Below are 20,174 nucleotides of genomic sequence, written 5' to 3' on the forward strand. Positions count from 1 at the left end.
TCCTTAAACTATTTCTTTTTCCCGCAGGCCTTCAATCAATACCTCTATCACTTCTTTCCTGCTGAAAGATGAAGGCGGAATTTCACCGGCCCTGAGCATTTCCCTTACCTTTGTGCCTGACAGGATCACCCGGTCATCCGCTGAGTGAGGGCAGGTCTTATCGGAAGCCATAGCTTCGCACACATTGCAATAAAAACTGTGCTCGAAAAACAAAGGCTTGATCCCCAGTTCTTCTTCGGCAAACTCGCTGAATATATGCTGGGCATCATAGGTTCCATAATAATTCCCCACGCCGGCATGGTCGCGCCCGACAATGAAATGGGTGCAGCCGAAGTTCTTCCTGGCGATGCTGTGGAAGATGGCTTCACGCGGTCCCGCATACCGCATCGCTGCCGGGTAGACAGCCAGCTGGACCCGATTTTTCGGATAATAATGCTCCAGCAGCACCCGGTAGCTTTTCAGGCGGACATCGGCCGGGATATCATCTTCCTTCGTGTCTCCGACCAGCGGGTTCAGGAATAAGCCGTCGACAGTTTCCAATGCTGCTTTCTGGATATATTCATGAGCCCGGTGCACCGGGTTCCTTGTCTGGAAGCCGACAACCGTTTTCCAGCCTTTTTCGGCAAATAATGCCCTTGTTTCCTTAGGTGTCAGCCAGACATCTGCAAATTCGCCTTTTCCGGGGCGTTTAACCAGTGTGATTTTCCCTGCAGCATATGTGCCTCCTCTTTCAAAGAGCTTCTTTACGCCTGGATGTGCCCGGTCAGACGTCCGATAGACAAACAGGGCCTCTTTTTCCAAATCTGGTTTATACAGCTCTGAAAGTTCAAGAACCCCATAGATGACGCCCTTATGTTTCAGGCTGCAGACATCTCCCTCCCGGAGCTGATCTGCTGCAGCAGAATGTATCGGCAATGTCACAGGGATCGGCCAGACCGTCCCGTTTCCAAGGCGCATATTTTCAACAACAGACTCATAGTCTTTTTTTCCAAGAAATCCTGTCAGCGGGCTGAAATGGCCGCAGGCAATCAGTTCAAGGTCGCTTAGTGCAATAGAGTCGATTTCAATCTCCTTGTTGGCATTCTCCAGGTGGTAATCCGGATTAAATAATTCTATTAGTTTGCCTCCATGAGGCGCTGGCAGTGTCATTTTCATCAGCCTTTCCTTGCTAGTTTGTAAGATTCATTTTCCGGCAGTGCCGCGGTTTGCCTTCCCATCAGGAAGCGGACGCCTAATACAGAAATTAGCACTCCTGCCATGGCAACAATCGGATAATAGTCATGTTTGATGAGAATTTGGATCAAAGTATAGCTCAGGACCATCGAGAGGACCGGTGAAACAAGCCATACACCGAGCAGCCTGACGACGATCTCTTTCTGAAAAACGGACCGGCCCTGGCCGGCAAAGCCGATGCCGATGATAGAGCTTGTGGTAATCTGGGTCAGGGGAACGGGAATCCCGAACAATGATGCTGCTGTGACTATTCCCGCCCCCGTCCCTGAGATGATGCATCCTTCCCCAAGCTTAATATCCGTGATTTTCTTTCCATTTGTCTCCAGGACTTTGCTGCCGAGAAAAACTGCCCCGGCTGCGACAAATATGCCGCCCCAGAATATCCCTGCCCCCGTGGTAAGGACATCTGCGCCTACAAGGGGGCCAACGGCATTCGCCACATTGTTCATGCCGGCCGAAAAGGCTTCAAATAATCCCATGGATATTACCAGGAAGCCAAGGAATTTGTTTGTGCCCGGCTTTTTCTTTTTCTTGGAGAAGCGGGTCATCCTGACCAGTTCCGCGGCAAGGACTGCAATAATAAAAGCTGCCAGCGGTGTTAGGAGCCAGAAGGACACGATCCAGAGCAGTTTATAAGCAAATAGAGACTGATAAGCAATCCCTGCCCCGACCACTGATCCGACTGTCACCTCACTGGTCGACAGCGGAATGCCGAAAATATTGGCCAGAAAGAGCGAAAGTGCTGCTGAGGCAAGAACGATCAGGGCAATGCTCACGGTGAAAGTGCTTTTCGGCACGATGCCGCTCCCCATCGTTTTGACGACCTCGCCCCCTCCGAGCCAGGCGCCAAGGAATACAGCAGCACCGCACAAGAGGAGGGCGATTTTTCTGCTTTTAATGGACCCCGTGCCGTAGGCAATTCCCATCGAGGCGGCGGCACCGCTTGCTCCTATGTTCATGGCAAAAAATAGTCCAACGGTTATTGCTATTGCTGCAAGCATGGTCATGCCCCCCTTTCACCCGGAATGCAGGCCGCATTCAGTCTTGCCGGTCCCTGCCCACCTGCCAGCCCTGCTGTCCCCGCCGTCTCCTGCAGCCCTTGTGCAGGGGAAGCAGCCGATGCTGGGATATCCATTGTCATGGAGGTTATTATAGGGGAGATCTTTTTTACGGATATGCTCCCAAACTTCCTCCCAAGTCCAGTGAATAAGCGGGCAGATTTTCACATTTTGAAATTTGCTGTCTTTGTTTAAAAATTGCGCACCGGCCCTGGATGCAGATTGTTCCCTCCTCAGCCCGGAAATCCAGGCCATTTTGTCTTTCATGGCTTCCTGGAGCGGAATGATCTTCCGGATGCTGCAGCAGCGGTCCGGCTCTCTTTTCCAAAGTGCAGATCCGTAGGCTTCACGCTGGCCATCCAAAGAAAGGTCAGGCAGCTTTCTTTCAATATTCAATCCTGGAAAGCGTTTCTGGACCTTTTCAATGACTTCATAAGTTTCAGGGAAATGGAGGCCGGTATCCAGAAAGATTATGTGGGCGTCAGGCTTGATTTCCTGGATAAGATCAATCAGGACAATCGCCTCTGCCCCAAAGCTTGAGGCATAGCTGATTTCATGCGCGCCGTAGTGGCTGTAGGCCCATTCCAGCACTTTTCTTGCTCCTTTGAATCCATCTTCTTCTGAAAATGAAGGCGGATTCCATTGTGTGTACGTTACGGTGGTGCTCATTACAGTGCTCCTTTCAGATCGCCTTCTGCTGTTTGAACAAGAAAAAAAGGCAGCCTTCCTCCCGCTTTGGGAAGAAGGCCGCCTCTAGTTTGTCTAGTCAGCGCGCTTTATTAGATTGAAGGCGAACCTTTTCATTCTTTTCAATTTGAATGACCTTGCCATCCTGCACCACTAAGGTGATGCTTCCAAACTTTACGGACTGCAGCATCTTTTCCAGATGTTCAGCCACTTCCTCCCAATCAGCATGCTTCAGATTGGCTCGCCTCCTTTTTGAATGGCGGGTACTGGCACAAGAGGAGAAAAACAAACGCCTTTTCCATCAGGAAAAGGCGCATCTTCACATACTTGCACCTTATCTCCCAAAATGCTGGACATTTTGCTGGAATTGGCACCTTGCTTTTAGCAGGTTGCCGGGCTTCGATGGGCCAGTCCCTCAGCCACTCTAGATAAGTGATTTAATCAGGAGCGTTTGCTCTGATTTATTTTATTGAAATTAATCCTACCATACCTATATGATTTGTCAACGAGTTATCATGCAATTTTCTAATTATTTTATTAATTAGGAAAATCAGCTCATTTATTTATGATTCTCAAACTCCCATTCTTCCTTGCCGATTAAATAAAGAACGAGCAGGATGTCTTCCAGCTGCCTGAAGGATTTTCGTTCTGGATCGATATCGAGATTCGGCAGGAGTGTATACGAAAGTTTCTTTGTGAGCTCTTCCCTTTTGCTTATAGGCAGCTGGAGCAGTCTCTCACTATAGGTTTTTAAAAGCTTCCATTCCTGAGCCCCGATTTTCCTGACAGTCCATTCATCCATATACAAATCTTCCTTCTTCAGGCCTCTCTCCTGGATTTCTCTTTCAATCGCAGTCATTTTTCCCGGCCTCTTCTTTTTCCGCTCATGCACGACCACCGTCCCCGCAGCAAGATCCCCAACCCGTTTGTGCCTGGAATGGAAAAACACCATCAAGATGCCAAGCAGATAGTACACCGGCAGAGAGTCTATGATGCGCAGAAGATTGCGGATAAAGCTCGAAAGCAAAGTGATGCTCTGGCCGTTATCCTGGATGACGCGAATGCCCATTATTTTTTTCCCTACAGTCCTCCCGGCCCAAAAATACTCTAACACAAAGAAATATCCCCAGTTGACAAGAAAAATGCAAATGAGCATAATGGCGAATGGCCATGAAAGGAAAGAATCATCAAGGAAGTATGCAGCTGCGCTGGAAGCATAAAAAGCAAATAAAAGAATCGCAGCCAAATTAAAAACCGTGAGGATCAGCTGGTCAATGATGAGTGCTCCTGCCCGGCTTCCGAGACCCGCCGGCTGGAACTGCAGTGATACATATTCCGGTGTTTTAATAAGAATTGTTTCTGTTTGCATGGTGCACCCCATTTCCTGGAAGTTTTGCCTGTATCTCTCTTTCGCTTTGATTTATAATGGAGATATAACTTTTCATTCGTACAGGCAGGTGATTATATTGAATAGTAAACAGTTCATCAAGCAGCACCGCGGGAACTGGCATGAGCTCGAGGAGCTGCTGGCCAGGATAAAAGGAAAAAAAGCTGCAGGAACTGATTTAGCGCGTTTTGACAGGCTATACCAGAAAGCAGCCCAAAACCTTTCATTCTCCCAGACTTTCTTTCCTGAGGAAGAAGTGACTCTTTATTTAAATGATCTGGTCGCAAAAGCCCATAATCTTTTATACAAAAGCCAGTCCTCCAGCTTGGGCCAGCTGAAAGATTTCCTCCAGATTAAGTTTGTAAGGCTGCTGTTTGAGCAATGGAAATTTGTCATCGCCAGCATGCTTCTTTTCACATTGGGAGGTTTGGGCAGTTTCTTTGCTGTAATCGGGGATCCGCTGTCGATCCATTCGATTCTCCCGGACGATATGTCAGGGGCCATTGATCCACAGCGGCTCGGCGAAAATGAAGGGGCGGTCGATTCTGCGGTCATGTCAGCCAGCATCATGACCAATAATATCCGTGTGGCTATCCTCGCATTCGCCGGCGGCATCACTTTCGGCATCTTGACAGTCTACCTGATGATCTACAATGGTATTATAGTTGGTGCCATCGCTGGCCTCTTCTGGACGCACGGCAAATCTTATGAATTCTGGGCCTATATCGTCCCGCATGGAATGATAGAGCTCACCGCGATATTCATCGCCGGGGGCGCCGGCCTGCTGATGGGCTACAAGCTTCTTGTCCCGGGCAAATATTCTCGAGGATACCAGCTGAAAACCCAGGCGAGAAGGTCCGTCCAGCTGCTCCTGGGGACAATCCCGCTCTTCATCATCGCCGGATTGATCGAAGGGTTCATTACCCCTTCCCCGCTCCCGCTGGAAATAAAATACCTGGCCGCCTTGCTGACTGTGCTGGGCCTGCTGTTTTATGCCTGGTCAGGCTGGCTCTTGGAACAAAAGAGAAACCGCCTGTATGGGCAGCCGCGGCAGGCGTGATGAAAGCTTCCCGGGAACTGCTCAGGCCATCACATCGGCAGGTGCCTGGGCTGAACATCGCTCAACTGCCGGCCGGTTACACTGAAAATTATCACTTATGGCAGAAAGGCTGGCCATATTAAAGCAGTCCCCGGTTCATCACACTGATATAGTGGGAAACAGCTGCTGCTGCAAGTTTTCCTTCAGGTGCTTCCGCCATTTGCAGGCCCTGCTTCTCCCACTTCAGCTTTTCACGTTTAGCCATAAGGATCTGCTGCTGCGCCATGCTTTTCAGCATGGTGCTTTTTATATCCTCCGGCCGCGCTTTCGCCCGGTCTGCAAGGAAATTATCCTCTATCCCCAGCATAAAGAAAAGGTGCCTCTGCCTGATTCTTTTTAAATAAACAAGCGCACTTTCCTCAAGGATAAACGTTTTTACATCAGAAAAGAGAAGAAGAAGGCTCCTTTTATTCTGAACAGACTGCAAGTATTGAAAAGCTCTGCCATAGTTAGATTCAACTGCATCCGCCTGGATGGAGTACAAAGCTTTCAGGATGAAGTTCAAGTGCTGCATCCCTTTTGCAGGGGGGACATATGATTTAATGTCTTTTGAAAAGGCGAGGACAGAAACATAATCACCGTTTTTGAGTGCAGCAGCAGCCGTAGTCATAGCCGCTTCAAGCGCTTTCTCGAGCCGGTTCCCTGTTTCAAGTTCCGCCCCCATAATTCTGCCGCAGTCAATCATGATGGTGACATACTTTCCGTGTTCGGGCTCATGGACATTGGCCATGACCTCCTGGAGCTTGGCCGTCTGCCTCCAATTGATTTTCCGCGGATCATCACCTGGCGCGTATGCCCGAATCTTTGAAAATTCGCCGGATCCGCTCTGCTGCCTTCTGATCTTTTCTCCTTCATACAGCAAATAAGATTGTGCATTTTCTAGATAGCGCCTGGTTTCGGTTAAATCTGGTATCACTTTGACTATGCTTTCATTCTCTTTCACCATCTGCTTTTCCCAAAGGCCGAGGAAGCTGCTGCAGCGGATATAAATGCTGTTCAGCTTATAGTGCCCCCTTGCACTGGCTCTGGTTTCATAATGAATAGTGCCCCTGGTGTTTCCAGCTACCTTGCGCTTAAGCGGAAAAGGCCGTGCAAAGGAATCGGAAAGATCATCGATGATCCGGAAAGAAAGGGGCTGCTGAAAGTGATTCTCTATTTCAATGCTCACTCTTGCAGGAATCCCCCTTTCCATTTCTTCGGGAGCTCTGCGCCTCAGCTGGATCTGCGAATTCTTTGGCAGTAAGGCCAGATCGGCAATGGATAGCAGCAGAATGCCGAGATCAAGTCCCGCAACCACCTTCCACGGAACACCCCAGAATGCAGCGCCCACCAGGGCTATTGAAAGAACAAGCATGCTGATGAGGAGCCGCTTTCCCGGAAGGATGCCTTTATCTCGGAACAGGAACCGATCCCACAAGCTCATCGATTGTCTGGTCAACAGTCCTCCCCTCCAATTCTGCATTTGGGGATAATTGGATCCTGTGCCTTAAGGCAGGTTTGGAAACCATCTTGATGTCATCAGGGGTCACATAATCGCGCCCAGCCAGATAGGACCATGCCCTGGCGGCTTTTCCGATAGAGATGGCTGCCCTCGTACTGGCGCCAAACCGGATGGACTCTGCGTCCCTCGTCTTCCTGACGATCCGCATGATATAGTCGAGTATATCATCGCTTATGGCCACCGCTTCAACATCTTTACGGATGGACAGGAAGTCTTCCAGTGATAGTGCCTGTATAATAGATCCGGCTTCCATCCGCCCTTCCAGCACAGACTGAAGCACAAGTTTTTCCTCATTGAATTCAGGAAAGTCAATAATCAGTTTAAAAAGGAAGCGGTCCTGCTGCGCCTCCGGCAAAGGGTATGTTCCTTCAAATTCAATCGGATTCTGGGTCGCTGCGACAAAAAATGCGTCCGGGAGCTGATAGGTCTCCCCCTGGATGGTAACTTGCTTCTCTTCCATCGCTTCCAGCAGTGCAGCCTGAGTCTTAGCAGGTGTCCTGTTGATTTCATCTGCGAGCAGGACATTGGTGAAAATCGGACCTTTCAGTGTCTGGAATGAGCTTTCCTTCATGTTATAGATCATGCTTCCGGTGATATCGCTTGGAAGCAGGTCAGGTGTAAATTGAATCCTGCTGAACTGACCGCCAAGAAGCCCTGCAAGCGTCTTGACCATCTGGGTTTTCCCGGTTCCAGGCACCCCTTCGATCAGTACATGCCCCCCGGACAGGATCGCGGCAAGCAGCAGCCTCAGGTTCCGTCCCTGCCCTTTTATCCGCCCCTCATACTGCTGGAGCAGTGATGATGTATCTTGTTTCATCTTTTCTCCACCTCTTTCCTTAAATCATCCAGTTTTGCGGACCAGCGCAAATACTCTTTTTTATGCAAATACTCTTTTTTCAGGACAGAAGAAATCCCTTTAATGAACGATTCTACCTCTTCAGCAGGCAGGGAAGATGCTTTTGCCATGATGGAATCTCCTGCTTCCTCCCACTTACGGCTGAAAGGGATCCCCCATTTTTCCTGCAGCAGCTCTTTTGTATATTCAGCCTGTATCCTTAGCGAGTCCTGGTAGCGCCTCCCCCTGATATGCCAGGCTGACAAAGCGGCAATCTTTTCATCCGTAAAACGGACAGTTTCTTCCCGAGGCCAGTCAACAGGACCAAATCTCTTGCCTTTATAAATGATCCATAACAGGGCAATGAGCACGCCCTGTACAAGAATGACGAGGAACCATTGCGGATACACCCCAGCTCCGGAAGAAGATTCCTGACCATGTAAAAATTCATCTATGAATATATCTTCCGCTGCTTCTTCATCCATCAATGACAGGATGAGCTCTAAATGGTTTTCTTCCAGGATCAGCCCATTTGTGAGCCAGGAAGGGGAATTTGCGGCAATCAGGCTGCCTTTTCCGACAGCCCTTTTGACCGCCACCGCACCAAGTTCATCGGAAAGAAGAATTTCATCTCCAGGTTCTTCCATGATTCTGAATGGAGAAGTGACGGCAGCACTGTATCTGCCCCCATCCTTGCCGGCAATCTTGCGGGCGCTGTCCCCTTCAGCGGCAAATTGTTCTGTTTTCATCCCGAACATCGGTGCCGGATTTTCCTTGAATAATAGAATGGTATGGCCATTTTCCATGAATTTTGCATATGCTTCCATTTCTTCCTTATCAGGAACAGACCGGGGCTCTGCCATGACCAAAAGGATGGGATCTTCAGAGTTTGGAAGAAGGCGGGGATCCCTGCTCCACTTTCGGATGCTTGAGCCGTTTTGCTCCTTATATGTATACAGTCCCTTGATGCCTGTCGGCGATGGGGATTTGGCCAGATAGGGAGGATAGCTTGCTGGCGCGTCGCCGGCCAGGAAGTAGCTGGCGATAATAAACAGCAGCAGCGGAAGTATCCAATATAAAGCTCTCTTAATCAGCTGATTCCGCAACTTCCGGTTCCCTCCCTTCCTGCAGGTTTGCACTATTTTCCATAAGTTTCAACGCTTCTGTCTTGTATTGCTGGTATTCAATGGGCTTTATGCTTTTGCCCCCATAGGCAGCCCTGTCGAAAAGGACTGACAGGGAAAAGAAAATTCCAGCCGTTTTGCTGTCGGTTTTTTTAAGCTCCTCATAATAATCCCAATTCGTTTTCCATATTTTTGCCTTCAGCCACCCGTGTTCATTGAACCAGAGCAGCAGGGCAAGGAAAATATGCCGGGCCCCCTTTGTCAGATCCCCGGCTTCCTCATGCTTTCCGGCTTCTTCAAGATGCTTCTTATAGGACCAGCTGATCTCAGCTTCCCTGTCGAGAGGCTGATGCTCCTGCAGGATCCTCTGCCTTTTGGCAGCCCTTGCTGCCGCAAAAAGCACTAATCCAATGAATAGGACTCCCGCCAGAATCATGATGAACGGAAAGGAGCCTGAAGAGCCGCTGGAGAATTCTATCTGCGGAAACAACTCTTTAAGCCAAGTGAAGAATTTTTCCCTCAGCTTCTCGAGAAAGCTCTCCCCCTGATCCTGATAGACAGTATATTCCCTGTCTTCCAATATCTCAGAAAGTTCTTTTCTTGCTTGTTTAGCATCCTTCATATTCTCCACCTCTTGCCGGTATTCTCAGCTCTCATCCTATTGCACCCTGCTGTAGTCCTCTATCATGCTGTTGAGGTCATCGCCGCCCTGTCTTCCTTTCAGGTCAAAGTACATGACAGAAAAGCCGATATAATACAGGCAGGTTGTAACAAGGGTTGCCAGATTCAGGATGATATCAAACAGTACACTGCCCCCAAGGAGCAGGCCGGCCGTCATCTCGATCGCAAAAGATACTGTTCCGACTATTAAAAACAGCAGAGCGTAGATGAGGAGCATATGCCATGATCTACCCTTGGTCAATGTCCAGCTTTCAGAGAAACCAGGCGCTTTTTTTTCCAGAACGGTATATCCAAAATAAAAGCTCCATCTTGTCAGTAGATAACCTACTCCAACGGCAAATGCCAGCAAAAACAGCCCAGCAAAAATGATGCCGATCACAGGATGCACCATGGACCCGAAAATACCTGTGATGGATATGAATATGACCGGCAAGATAATGATGGTGAATGTAATGATGCTAAAAAGAATGCTTGTTCCCAGAATAGGCCAAAACCGCCTGAAAGCCTTCTTGATGGCCATTCCCGCGGTAAAATCCTTCCCTTTTCTTACCTCGTCCACCGCTATTAGGGCAGCCGCTCCGGCTATTGAGATCATCAAAGCTGACAGCAGGCCGGCAAATATAATGCCCAAATCAGCAAACAGCGAACCCGGTGCATAAATTTCTGTTCCTGTGGTTTCTGCTTCAAAGCTTGAAGCAATCTGTTCAAACCAGCTCCCCCCGGCATCCATGTCTCGGAAAAAGCTCTGTCCCGCGGCCAGGCTGAATAGTGCCTGAAGAAGATAGACCGGCCCTGCCAGAATGAGGAAGATGGCCATAAAGGAGCCAAACCTGTTTCTGGCCAGGCTGAAGGTAAGGTCAAGGATCTGGCCGATCCCTTTTGGTCTGTTTAACTGTGAATTCATATTTCAGCCTCCTAAATGAACGGAGAGCGCCCCGGATTCAAGTCCGGTTTGTGTTGATACCTCTCCTTGATGAAAAATTTGTCAATCTATAGGATATTTTAACATTTTTCTCCCATCTGCGGGGTGTAAAAGATTGAAACCTGGCAGTTTACCAATATTAGAGGATGTTATAACAGTAGTTTGTGGTAAAAGACGGTTGTATGGAGGCTGCCGTCTTCCGATCGGGCATAACTCGGGATTTTTCCTGATTCCACATAACTCAAGGACTGATAAAGCCGGTTGGAAGGATCCCCTTCCCGTGTGTCCAGCACAATCAGGGAAATGCCGCCTTCCTCTGCCCTTTTTTCAGCGGCCTCCATCAATCTGCGGCCGATTCCTTTCCGGCGGAAGGCAGTAAGGGTCATCAGCTTACCTATATCAGCCCGGTGACGGCCATTTTCCTTGGTGCAAAATTGAAGCTGTACCGCCCCAGCGATGGCTCCTTCTTCTTCAGCTATAAATAGGGCTGTATCATTCAGCTGCAGTTCCCTCCAGTAAGAAAGTGCATCATCCTCATCCATTGGCGGCAAAAATCCAATCGATGCCCCGCTGTTTACTGCATCGGCCAGAAGCAAGGAAAGCTGCTTCAGTTCTTTTTCCCCCAAACTTTTCAGCTCTCTGATCTTCATTCTCTTATCCTCCTTTATGTACGTTTTCAGAATACAGGTGAGACTTTGGTTCAATGGAAAAAAGGGGCCCATTCATGGCCCCTTCTTTCCGCCTTTTCAAATTCTATTCGCTGTCCTCAGGTTTTTTTCCTTTTTTTAAGTCATAATAGGCCTTCATGATGCCTTGGCCGATTTTTTTATTAATTGTGTTTTTATCTGTAGACACATACGGGACGATGATTGAGAAGGCAACTTCCGGATCTCTTGAAGGCGAATAGCCGGCCAGTGTGAGATTATAAGTCGGTGTGTCTTTGTAAAGCTTTTTCTCTTCCATACTATAATAAAAAGACTGGGCCGTCCCCGTCTTTCCGGCGAGGTCATATTCCCGGTATGGACTGCTGCTGAAATAATTTGTTGCTGTACCGCCCTGTTCCTGGAATACCTTCTTGAAGCCGGTCTGGACCTGCTGGATTTCACGCTCGCTCATGTCGATGCGGTTTAGTGTGACCGGCTCAAAACCTTTGTAGACAGACCCAAGCTCTTTTGCCGGGGAAGGTTCCCTGATTTCCCTGACGAGCTGGAGCTTCATGCGGTTGCCGTCATTGGCGATCGTTGAAATATATTGGGCCAGCTGGAGGGCAGTATACGTATCATACTGTCCGATTGATAAGTCAAGCAGAAGCCCTGGCCTGTAATCAGCACCCGGAAGGCCGCTGGATTCATTCGGAAGGTCGATCCCCGTCTTCACGCCAAGGCCGAACTGATTGAAATAATAACGGAATTCCTCAAACGCGCCTGGATCGTAAGGCAGCTTCATTCCCGGGGTATATTCCTTGCCGAGTGCCCTGATGGCCGTTTTGAACATATACACGTTAGAAGATTTTTTCAAAGCCTCAATATCATTTGGTGATCCGAGCGACAAGCTGTATGATTTTTTCACTGGAGTTTCATACAGATTGAGAGGCTCATCCTTTAATCTGGTTCCGAGCTGAAGGACGCCCATCTCATAGCCGGCAAGGACAGTAGCCCCTTTGACGGCAGACCCGACTTCATAAGATGAAGTGAAGGTGCCCAGTGCATAATCATCCGCCTTGTATCCGCCATTTTCATATTTAAGCTTTTTGCCGGAGATGGCCAGGACCTCGCCAGTCCTCGGGTTAGTCATGACAACAAAAGCGCTGTCCAGGAATCTGCCGCCTCCGCTTGCTTTTGCAGCCTTCAGCTCCTGCTCGATGACTTCCTCCACTTTCTCCTGCAGCTCGAGATCGATGGTCAGAATCAGGTCTTTGCCGCTTTTGCCCGGTGAAATCACTTCTTCTTCTTGCACTTGTCCGCTTTTGTCCACCTTGTACTCTGTTTTCGTTTTTTCCCCGGCGAGTACGTCTTCATACTGGTCCTCAATCTGGCTTTTCCCGACCCGGTCATTCAGGCTGTAGCCCCTCGAGGTGAAATATTCCAGCCGATCCTGCGGCAAGCCTTCCTCACTGGAGCTGATATTGCCAAGAATCGAACGGAAGGTGTCGCCGTTTGGATACTCGCGCTTCCAGTCTGTGAATACATCGACTCCAGGCATATCCTGAAGATGCTCGCTCACAAGCGCAGCCTCTTCACTGGTTACATTTTCATTTTTAACGATCTGCGGTGTGAGTGCGTAGCCTTTTGCCATTTCCCTGAAGATGGCTGCCACCTTTTTTTCCTTAGGAGTCAATTTGGCAAGCTGCTTATCCGGAAAAATCCTTTTGAGCTGCAGCTTATAAAGATCTTTGAAAGTCAGCTTTTGATTTTTAAGCTCTTTCTCTGTAAGAAGGGCCTTTGCTTCTTCCTCATGTGTCAGGATCCAGAAATCCTTCAGGTCCCTATCAGTCAGCTTATCGGTCCCCATTTCGATATATTTGGCCAGTTCTTCAGCAACGTCTATGATTTCCTGCTGCTTTGTATTCTGGTCCTTAATATAAGAAATGGCATTTTGCCCGACATTATCAACAATGATCCGGCCATTCCGGTCAAATATTTTTCCTCTTGGAACAGATTCCTTGATGACGAGGTTTTCGGTGCGGTTCAGTTCGTTCACGAAATCCTCCCCCTTGACGATCTGGACAACGCCAAGCCGGACGATCAGCATGGTGAAACATAAAAAAACAAAGAAAAAAAGCAGATTAAGCCGGAATGGCAGCTTGTTTTTTGTCTTTTTTTTCTCCCTTTCCATTTCCACTTATAAGACCCCCTTTTATTTGCTGAATTGAAATGGCAAGGAGACAGACAAGTCAGCCAAATCATCCTCTGCCTGCAGAATCAGAACGAATTCACCCCCGCCTTCAAGAATGCGGACAGGATTAGCCATCGATACCTCGAGCCTGCCTTCCGCGGAAGGAATAAAATAAATATCTTCTTCAATAGTCCCTTCCCCTATCTCAATATTTTCAGCGGGTCCGAACATGACACCAGCGTTTGATGATTTTAGTGCAATCGTATACCGCCGGGAAGGGCTGAGCTCTTCAATATATAGTCTTCCAGTGAATGAATGGGGGCCATCCATCGTAATGGAAGCCGTCCCCTTTCCTACTTCCATAGGAATGACGGTTTTTCCTTCCTGTTTTATGGAAATTGGTGTCATTTTGGTTTTAACAGACTTCAACCTGGCAGTATTGTTTGAATCAGAGGGTGCAAATCGGATAGTATAAGAGTCTATCATGACTGCCACCTTGACGCCTTTTTCTGCCGCTGATTTCATATTGTCTGCAAAATCCCCCTGATTCTCAAAAGTAATCCAGCTTTCCCTTGTGTCACCCTTAAAACGGGGCAGAAGTGCGGACGATTCTGCATCTGGTTTAAAAAAGAATTGACCTTCCAGGAAGCCGGATGAGACTCCAAAGCTGTGAACTGTGCCGGTTAAAAGCTTTTCTCCCTTGAATTCGGCATATACTGTCTGGAAAGTTCCTTGCCTGCCCTCACTCTCAAGCTGCGACAGATCCATTCCCGCTATCCTGTCGCCCGCCTCAGCATCCTCCGGGTCAAAAATATTCCCGCCGGAGACGAATGGGATGACCTCTCTAACAGTTTCCTGCTGCCCGCTGTGTTTCTCTGTCTGGAGAAGGCCCAAGTGGTATCCGGCAAATCCGCCTGCAGCCAGGAAGAACACCCCTGCTGTGAGCCATGCTGCTGCCCTTGGAAAAAAGGTTAAATAATGTGTCGCTTTCTTTTCCTTCTCTGCCGCAATCCTTTGCCTGATCAGCCTTTTATCTTTCTCGGTAAAAACAGGATCTTTTGAGATATAACGATTAAAATGCTGCTTTAAACCTTCCGGCCTGTCATCCACTGAATTCATTCCCTTCTCCTGCAGAATAAAAGACTTTCAACTTCTCCCTGCCTCTCCTGATCCTCGTTTTGACCGTTTCTGGATGAAGGCCCAGGATATCAGCAACCTCCGGCATCGAAAATTCTTTTATATAATAAAGAAGAATCACTTCCCTGTATTTAACAGGCAGATCCAGGATGTTTTCCATCAAGTTTTCCAATCCATCCTTTTCAACCAGCTCATCCTCGGCCGATTTCTCCCTGTTTCTTTCAAACCAGAAAAGCTTATCTGTCAGATGAAGATGAATATAATGCCAGCTCCGCTGGTAGTCTTTGCATTTATTTGCGGCAATCCGGTAAATCCAAGTCTTAAATGATGATTCTCCCTTAAAGTTTTCAAGATTCATATAGACGCTCAAGAATACCTCCTGGAGCAAATCCTCAGTCTGTGCCCAGCTTTTCGTATATGTATAAATAAATCTCTTTAGTTTCTCGCCATACAAATCCATAGCATATTCTATGGCTTCGTCTTTTGAAATCTTATGCCAATCTCTATCGATGTCAGGATTCAAGGGCTCCCTCCTTGCTGCACAAAAAGCCGTTTGTAATATAGACGCAACACAGATGTAAAAAGGGTCAAAAAACAGGGAATTTTTCTGGTGATTATGTATTTCATGCATAATTCACAAAAAATATGGCGGCTCTGCCTTGATTGAGGGTAATACCTGAACTTAGAAGGTATGGAGCCTGATCCTGAATTTTCTATTTTTCGCCTGAAACCAGAAGAATTCTGCGAAAATACCTAAAATCAGCAATAACTTTTCCGTTTTACAAATATTACCAAACCAACACTAAAAAAAAGAGCCGGAATCCATCCTGCTCTTCTCATTATTTAAACCAGCCCTTTTCGCGCGAACGCGTGATGGCTTCAATTCGATTCTGTACTTCAAGTTTATCCAGAATTGCGGACACATAATTTCGCACGGTCCCGCTTTTAATGGAAAGCTCTTCTGCAATCTCATTCGTATTTTTTCCGTCTGCGACCAGTTCTAGCACTGCTTTTTCCCGTTCTGTCAGCGGATTTTCTTCGGCATACATATCATCCATAAGCTCTGGCGCGTAAATGCGGCGGCCAGCCATGACACTGCGGATGCTGCCTGCCAGCTCTTCACTCGGGCTGTCTTTCAGCAGATATCCGCTGACACCGGCTTTAATGGCTGACTGGAAGTAGCCGGTCCTGGCAAAGGTGGTAAGGATGATGACCTTGCATTTGCCCTTCAGCTCTTCTGCTGCCTCAAGGCCGGTCTTCAGCGGCATCTCGATGTCCATGATGCAGATATCCGGCTGGTGCCTATCGACCAGGGCGACAGCTTCCTCGCCATTGCCCGCCTTGCCGACAACCTCCATATCTTCCTCAAGGCTCAGCAGCGAACCAAGCGCACCGAGCATCATGCGCTGATCTTCCGCTATGACGATCCTTATCATTGCAGCTCCTCCTTCTGTCTAATCTTCACAACATTCGGCACCCGGACGACCAGTGACGTTCCATTGTCCTGGTACACCTCCATAGTGCCATTGACAAATTCGGCACGCTCCCTGATCCCGAGCAGGCCGCTTCCTTTGCCGATATCCCGGTCAGGGTCTATACCCACACCATTGTCCCTCACTGTGACTGTGGTTTCATCATCTGCCTGCCTGATTTCTACGATGACTTCAGTAGCATTGGAATGCTTCACCACATTATTCACTGCCTCCTTCAGGCACATGCTGAGGATATTTTCCACGAATAGAGAAACATTGACAAGCTGCCGCTCCTGTTCAAGCACAAACGAGATCTCAGCAGCTTCCAGTATTTGTTCAATCAGGACTACTTCTTCCTTCAGCCGGATCCCCCTCATCTGCGAGACCATCTTCCTGACCTCATTCAGGGCGGTCCTGGCTGTCTGCTGAACATCCTTCAGTTCGGAACGGGCCTGCTCCGGGTCTTTATAGACCAATTTCCCCGCGAGATCGCTTTTCAGACCTATAAGCGACAGCTTCTGGCCGAGTGTATCGTGGAGATCCCTGGCAATCCGCTGCCTCTCTTCCATCTTCACGAGCTCTGAAATCCGTTTATTCGCATCTTCAAGCTGCGACTCCAGCTTGCCCCGCATGTTGCGGTTTTTGATGCTGAAAGGCAGGAGAATAACGCTGAGCCAGCTGATGATGATAAACGGTATCTGCTTCAGGAATAAAGGGTCCTGCAGGATAAACTGGTAATTGATCGCTGCAGATGAGCCTACCAGGTGAAGGATATATAAAATGGCAAATGGCACCTTTGCTGACATATTGCCAATAAAATAGGCGATAAAAAAGGAAAAATACACATAGCCGAACAGTGTTGTCATTGCTGACGAGATGCCGATCAGAACGACGGCCCAGATATAGACGGTCCAGCCCCTTGAAAGGAAGGCCAGCCGGAAGCATAAATAAAAGATGACAGTCAGAATGATGCCGGCAACGATTTCCGCTGTTGAAGAAGACTGAAATATGAAATAAAAGGGCAGTATCGTCAAAATTGCCCAGATGTACGGTGAAATCCCTGTGCTGCTGTTAAAGACAAGCAATTTTTTCTTCATTATACAACTCCAATATCATTTGTATCCTTATTTTACATAAAAATTTGTTTTCGAAAAAGGACAGAGCCTTCATTCCGGGCTCCGTCCTTTGAAATGGCTTTTTATACTGAAACGCTTTTCTTCTTCTGCGCTTTCAGCAGGTGCTGGATTTCCCTGAAAGAAACAAAACTGCGGTTCTTTTCATCCCACAATCGGTATTTCAGCGACTTTAAACTTGTTGCAAGAGTTACTGTCTGCACATTTTTGAGCATCGGTTCCATATTATGGGCATCCTCAAGATAATAGTTCGGCACCCTAGGGCTTAGATGGTGGACATGGTGGAAGCCGATATTGCCGGTCAGCCACTGCAGGAGTTTCGGCAGCTTATAAAAAGAGCTTCCGTCAACTGCGGCCCTGACAAATTCCCATTCTTCGTCTTTCTCGAAATAAGAATCCTCGAACTGATGCTGCACATAAAACAGCCAGATCCCAAGTGCTCCGGAGATATAGAAGATCGGTCCCTGGATCAGAAGGAATGCCTTCCAGCCAACAAGCCAGCACATGATTGCAATCACCAGGATAATCAGGATATTGGTGATATAGGTGTTCATTCTCTCCTTAGGGCGAGCTCCCTTACGGTTGAACCGCTGTACGACAAGGAACTCATAAATCGGTCCCAGCCCGAACATAACAAGCGGATTGCGGTAAAGGCGGTACTGCACACGCTGCCATGGGCTTGCCTCCATGTATTCATCAACGGTCATGACCCAGATGTCCCCGGTACCCCTTTTATTCAGGTTGCTGCTTGTCGCATGATGGACGGAATGGCTGTGTCTCCATTGATGGAAAGGGAAGAGTGTCATCACACCTGTGATGATGCCCAGCACTTCATTTGCTTTCTTGCTTTTGAAGAAAGAGTTATGGCAGCAGTCATGGAAAATGATGAAAATACGCACCAGAAATCCTGCATTCACAACAGTCAAAATAAAGGTGATCAGATAAGATATTTGCATGGATTCATAAGCCAGATACCAAATGAGAAAAAATGGCACCAGCGTGTTCATTAATTGGGTAATACTGCTCTTTGTATCTGCTTTTTCATAAGGAGAGATATTTTTCCTCGATAATTTGCCAGGTTTTGACGTCTTTTTTTCCATAAAAGATATTCCTCCTCGTTCGTTCTTGCTAATTCCATTATGTAATATAGAGCAGTTTGGTGTAAGACATACATGTCATGCGGGGGACATGATAAATGTCATGTATGGAATTAATATCTATAAAAGGCTCTTTGTTTAAGTATTGCAGATTCTTATTGGTAGTCTTACCTTCCGCTGCTATCGACAGGTTTTCTGCTAAGAGCCGTTCGTTAAAGAATTGTAAAGAAGAAAACAAAAAAAAGGGTACGGAATATTCTCTCTCCGTACCCTCTTTAAAAATGGTTATAAAAATACCCTTTTTTATCCTTTCCCTGCCTGGAATCCCGGATACTGCGTCATCCCGCCGTCCGCAAAAAGTGTCAGCCCGGTTACATAACTTGCTTCCTTTGAAGCGAGCCAGGCAGCGCAGGCGGCTATTTCTTCAGGCTTTCCGATATACCCCATCGGGATCAGTTCCAGCACGCCTTTTTCAAGCTCCGGATCAGAGAATTTCTCTGCATTGATCGGTGTGTCGATGGCACCAGGTGCGATGCAGTTTACCCGTATTCCTTTAGGGGCGAATTCGAGCGCGAGTGTTTCGGTCATCAGCTTTACGCCTCCCTTGCTGGCAGCATAGTGGACGAAATGCGGCCATGGAATGCGCTGGTGGACGGATGACATATTGATGATAGAGCCCTTAACATCGTTTTCCAGCATATAATTGATTGCTTCCCTGGAGCCAAGGAACTGCCCTGTCAGATTTGTGTTGATGACTTTATTCCAATCATCGAGTGACAGTTCTTCTGAAGGCACTTCATTTTCAATTCCGGCGTTATTGACCATAACATCCAGTGAACCAAAGGTATGGACTGCATGCTTGATGATCCGCTTGATATCTTCCTCATTGCCGACATCTCCCTGGATGCTGGTAGCCTTGCCCCCCGCCTTGTCAATGATCTCGATTATTTCGTCAATATTGTCATCACTGCTGTGATAATTGATGACGACATTCGATTTTTCTGCTCCGAACCGTTCGGCCATTGCCCGGCCGAGCCCCGAGTTTCCTCCTGTTATGACGACTGTTTTTCCTTCAAGGTCTTTATACATGTCCATTCTCCTTTGTTTATCCTTTTGTAAATCCGATCAGCACACCGCCTGCAATGATGAGCAGGCATCCTGTTATAATAAGTACCGTTTGCTTTTTTGACGTTTTCTCGCCAAGAAGGTAGATTCCCCCCAGCGTAGAGATGACTATCCCTGTCTGGGAAAGCGAGAAGCTTGTCGCCACGCCGATTTTCGGAAGCGACAGCAGGAGTGTAAGATTTCCGGTTGCCCAAATAAGTCCTGTCAGAATATTCCGCACCGCATATTTATTGAACGGTTTATTCCTGATCGTCAGCACGATGCCGCCGATGATCATCCCGAGCGCCTGGGGAAGGAGCGCAGACCATCCATCAATTTCAAGCCAATTGATGATGACTACATAGCCAACAAAGCCAACAGTCGAAATAAGGAGCGTTACGAGCCCTTTTTTCAGATTTTTGGATTCATCATTCTCGCCCTTCTGCCCCCATGATGTCATCACCGCCCCGCCGATGATGAGAACAAGTGCGATAACGCCAAGCGTGATCTGCAGCCCGGTCGACCATTCATTAAATACGACGATCCCAAAAAAGCTTGTCCCGAGCAGCTGAAGGCCCGTTGAAAGCGGTGTAGTCTTAGCAACTCCCAGATATTTCACCGCGCCAAACTGATTTTTTTGCCCGAGGGACCAAAGCGCCCCAGAAGCAAGCCCCGCTCCCCATACATGGGGCGAAAGCTCAGGCCTGACAAATATAAATACCGTCACGGCAAAAATAAGTGCTCCGATGGTGGTACCCAGGGTTTGGCTGTTGTCATTCCCTCCAAGCTTATTGCTGACCAAAATGATGCTTCCCCAGCATGCCGCTGTTATAACAGCTAATACAATTCCAGACATCTATGATTTCCCC

The 20,174-nt window shown here is 47.9% G+C and carries 20 protein-coding genes and 1 riboswitch; of the genes, 1 reads left to right on the forward strand and 19 read right to left on the reverse strand.

What is annotated here, in order from left to right:
- Positions 1-3: 3 nt before the first annotated feature.
- From sat to AC4E8B_RS13045, 5 genes are all read right to left on the reverse strand, one after another.
- A complete protein-coding gene (sat, locus tag AC4E8B_RS13025; protein WP_490219657.1) occupies positions 4-1,149 on the reverse strand; it encodes a sulfate adenylyltransferase in 1,146 nt (381 codons plus the stop codon).
- Between the two features lie 5 nt (positions 1,150-1,154).
- Entirely contained in the window at positions 1,155-2,234 is a 1,080-nt protein-coding gene (gene cysP, locus AC4E8B_RS13030) for a sulfate permease (protein ID WP_490213819.1), read from the reverse strand.
- Positions 2,235-2,249: 15 nt separating this feature from the next.
- Positions 2,250-2,960 (reverse strand): phosphoadenylyl-sulfate reductase, encoded by a 711-nt coding sequence (locus AC4E8B_RS13035; protein ID WP_490213820.1) that lies wholly within the window; start codon positions 2,958-2,960, stop codon positions 2,250-2,252.
- Between the two features lie 97 nt (positions 2,961-3,057).
- The gene (locus AC4E8B_RS13040; protein WP_490219659.1) at positions 3,058-3,213 is read right to left on the reverse strand and encodes a YezD family protein; all 156 of its coding nucleotides are present in this window, start codon (positions 3,211-3,213) and stop codon (positions 3,058-3,060) included.
- Positions 3,214-3,309: 96 nt separating this feature from the next.
- A riboswitch (SAM riboswitch) is annotated at positions 3,310-3,413 on the reverse strand.
- Between the two features lie 124 nt (positions 3,414-3,537).
- Entirely contained in the window at positions 3,538-4,347 is an 810-nt protein-coding gene (locus tag AC4E8B_RS13045) for an RDD family protein (protein WP_490213821.1), read from the reverse strand.
- 97 nt (positions 4,348-4,444) lie between these two features.
- On the opposite strand from AC4E8B_RS13045, the gene AC4E8B_RS13050 reads away from it, so the two are divergent.
- On the forward strand, positions 4,445-5,425 hold the full coding sequence (locus AC4E8B_RS13050) for a stage II sporulation protein M (RefSeq protein ID WP_490213822.1): 981 nt from the start codon (positions 4,445-4,447) through the stop codon (positions 5,423-5,425).
- A gap of 118 nt (positions 5,426-5,543) precedes the next feature.
- Here AC4E8B_RS13050 and AC4E8B_RS13055 read toward each other — a convergent pair whose 3' ends face one another.
- The 14 genes from AC4E8B_RS13055 to AC4E8B_RS13120 all read right to left on the reverse strand — a co-directional run bounded on the left by AC4E8B_RS13055 (position 5,544) and on the right by AC4E8B_RS13120 (position 20,161).
- Positions 5,544-6,818 carry a DUF58 domain-containing protein gene (locus AC4E8B_RS13055; RefSeq protein ID WP_490219661.1) on the reverse strand — a complete coding sequence of 425 codons (1,275 nt, stop codon included), beginning with the start codon at positions 6,816-6,818 and terminating at the stop codon, positions 5,544-5,546.
- A gap of 34 nt (positions 6,819-6,852) precedes the next feature.
- Positions 6,853-7,782 carry an AAA family ATPase gene (locus tag AC4E8B_RS13060; protein ID WP_490213823.1) on the reverse strand — a complete coding sequence of 310 codons (930 nt, stop codon included), beginning with the start codon at positions 7,780-7,782 and terminating at the stop codon, positions 6,853-6,855.
- Positions 7,779-8,906 carry a DUF4350 domain-containing protein gene (locus AC4E8B_RS13065; protein WP_490213824.1) on the reverse strand — a complete coding sequence of 376 codons (1,128 nt, stop codon included), beginning with the start codon at positions 8,904-8,906 and terminating at the stop codon, positions 7,779-7,781. The genes AC4E8B_RS13060 and AC4E8B_RS13065 overlap by 4 nt, the downstream gene beginning before the upstream one ends.
- The gene (locus tag AC4E8B_RS13070; protein WP_490213825.1) at positions 8,887-9,546 is read right to left on the reverse strand and encodes a hypothetical protein; all 660 of its coding nucleotides are present in this window, start codon (positions 9,544-9,546) and stop codon (positions 8,887-8,889) included. The genes AC4E8B_RS13065 and AC4E8B_RS13070 overlap by 20 nt, the downstream gene beginning before the upstream one ends.
- A gap of 36 nt (positions 9,547-9,582) precedes the next feature.
- A complete protein-coding gene (locus AC4E8B_RS13075; protein WP_490213826.1) occupies positions 9,583-10,509 on the reverse strand; it encodes a hypothetical protein in 927 nt (308 codons plus the stop codon).
- Between the two features lie 167 nt (positions 10,510-10,676).
- Positions 10,677-11,177 carry a GNAT family N-acetyltransferase gene (locus tag AC4E8B_RS13080; RefSeq protein ID WP_490213827.1) on the reverse strand — a complete coding sequence of 167 codons (501 nt, stop codon included), beginning with the start codon at positions 11,175-11,177 and terminating at the stop codon, positions 10,677-10,679.
- Positions 11,178-11,280: 103 nt separating this feature from the next.
- Complete coding sequence (locus AC4E8B_RS13085; protein ID WP_490219663.1) at positions 11,281-13,362, reverse strand: peptidoglycan D,D-transpeptidase FtsI family protein; 2,082 nt, start codon at positions 13,360-13,362, stop codon at positions 11,281-11,283.
- A 21-nt stretch (positions 13,363-13,383) separates the two neighbouring features.
- On the reverse strand, positions 13,384-14,481 hold the full coding sequence (locus AC4E8B_RS13090; RefSeq protein ID WP_490213828.1) for a hypothetical protein: 1,098 nt from the start codon (positions 14,479-14,481) through the stop codon (positions 13,384-13,386).
- Positions 14,465-15,022 carry a sigma-70 family RNA polymerase sigma factor gene (locus AC4E8B_RS13095; protein ID WP_490213829.1) on the reverse strand — a complete coding sequence of 186 codons (558 nt, stop codon included), beginning with the start codon at positions 15,020-15,022 and terminating at the stop codon, positions 14,465-14,467. Before AC4E8B_RS13095 ends, AC4E8B_RS13090 begins: the two co-directional genes overlap by 17 nt.
- A 316-nt stretch (positions 15,023-15,338) precedes the next feature.
- Positions 15,339-15,935 (reverse strand): response regulator, encoded by a 597-nt coding sequence (locus AC4E8B_RS13100; RefSeq protein ID WP_490213830.1) that lies wholly within the window; start codon positions 15,933-15,935, stop codon positions 15,339-15,341.
- Positions 15,932-17,068 (reverse strand): sensor histidine kinase, encoded by a 1,137-nt coding sequence (locus AC4E8B_RS13105; protein ID WP_490213831.1) that lies wholly within the window; start codon positions 17,066-17,068, stop codon positions 15,932-15,934. Before AC4E8B_RS13105 ends, AC4E8B_RS13100 begins: the two co-directional genes overlap by 4 nt.
- A gap of 101 nt (positions 17,069-17,169) precedes the next feature.
- Positions 17,170-18,204: a Delta(5) desaturase DesA gene (gene desA, locus AC4E8B_RS13110; protein WP_490213832.1), complete on the reverse strand. Its 1,035-nt coding sequence runs from the start codon at positions 18,202-18,204 to the stop codon at positions 17,170-17,172.
- Between the two features lie 300 nt (positions 18,205-18,504).
- Complete coding sequence (locus AC4E8B_RS13115) at positions 18,505-19,290, reverse strand: glucose-1-dehydrogenase (protein ID WP_490213833.1); 786 nt, start codon at positions 19,288-19,290, stop codon at positions 18,505-18,507.
- 16 nt (positions 19,291-19,306) lie between these two features.
- Positions 19,307-20,161, reverse strand: coding sequence for a GRP family sugar transporter (locus AC4E8B_RS13120; protein ID WP_490213834.1), 855 nt, complete (start codon positions 20,159-20,161; stop codon positions 19,307-19,309).
- Positions 20,162-20,174 lie beyond the last annotated feature (13 nt).

This window comes from Bacillus sp. SRL543 (assembly GCF_984799205.1).

What these genes read in the sequence shown, in the direction of transcription:
- sat (WP_490219657.1), bottom strand. Translation starts at nt 1,149, where the DNA reads ATGACACTGCCAGCGCCTCATGGAGGCAAACTAATAGAATTATTTAAT.
- cysP (WP_490213819.1), bottom strand. Translation starts at nt 2,234, where the DNA reads ATGCTTGCAGCAATAGCAATAACCGTTGGACTATTTTTTGCCATGAAC.
- AC4E8B_RS13035 (WP_490213820.1), bottom strand. Translation starts at nt 2,960, where the DNA reads ATGAGCACCACCGTAACGTACACACAATGGAATCCGCCTTCATTTTCA.
- AC4E8B_RS13045 (WP_490213821.1), bottom strand. Translation starts at nt 4,347, where the DNA reads ATGCAAACAGAAACAATTCTTATTAAAACACCGGAATATGTATCACTG.
- AC4E8B_RS13055 (WP_490219661.1), bottom strand. Translation starts at nt 6,818, where the DNA reads ATGCTTGTTCTTTCAATAGCCCTGGTGGGCGCTGCATTCTGGGGTGTT.
- AC4E8B_RS13060 (WP_490213823.1), bottom strand. Translation starts at nt 7,782, where the DNA reads ATGAAACAAGATACATCATCACTGCTCCAGCAGTATGAGGGGCGGATA.
- AC4E8B_RS13070 (WP_490213825.1), bottom strand. Translation starts at nt 9,546, where the DNA reads ATGAAGGATGCTAAACAAGCAAGAAAAGAACTTTCTGAGATATTGGAA.
- AC4E8B_RS13075 (WP_490213826.1), bottom strand. Translation starts at nt 10,509, where the DNA reads ATGAATTCACAGTTAAACAGACCAAAAGGGATCGGCCAGATCCTTGAC.
- AC4E8B_RS13080 (WP_490213827.1), bottom strand. Translation starts at nt 11,177, where the DNA reads ATGAAGATCAGAGAGCTGAAAAGTTTGGGGGAAAAAGAACTGAAGCAG.
- AC4E8B_RS13085 (WP_490219663.1), bottom strand. Translation starts at nt 13,362, where the DNA reads ATGGAAAGGGAGAAAAAAAAGACAAAAAACAAGCTGCCATTCCGGCTT.
- AC4E8B_RS13090 (WP_490213828.1), bottom strand. Translation starts at nt 14,481, where the DNA reads ATGAATTCAGTGGATGACAGGCCGGAAGGTTTAAAGCAGCATTTTAAT.
- AC4E8B_RS13100 (WP_490213830.1), bottom strand. Translation starts at nt 15,935, where the DNA reads ATGATAAGGATCGTCATAGCGGAAGATCAGCGCATGATGCTCGGTGCG.
- AC4E8B_RS13105 (WP_490213831.1), bottom strand. Translation starts at nt 17,068, where the DNA reads ATGAAGAAAAAATTGCTTGTCTTTAACAGCAGCACAGGGATTTCACCG.
- desA (WP_490213832.1), bottom strand. Translation starts at nt 18,204, where the DNA reads ATGGAAAAAAAGACGTCAAAACCTGGCAAATTATCGAGGAAAAATATC.
- AC4E8B_RS13115 (WP_490213833.1), bottom strand. Translation starts at nt 19,290, where the DNA reads ATGTATAAAGACCTTGAAGGAAAAACAGTCGTCATAACAGGAGGAAAC.
- AC4E8B_RS13120 (WP_490213834.1), bottom strand. Translation starts at nt 20,161, where the DNA reads ATGTCTGGAATTGTATTAGCTGTTATAACAGCGGCATGCTGGGGAAGC.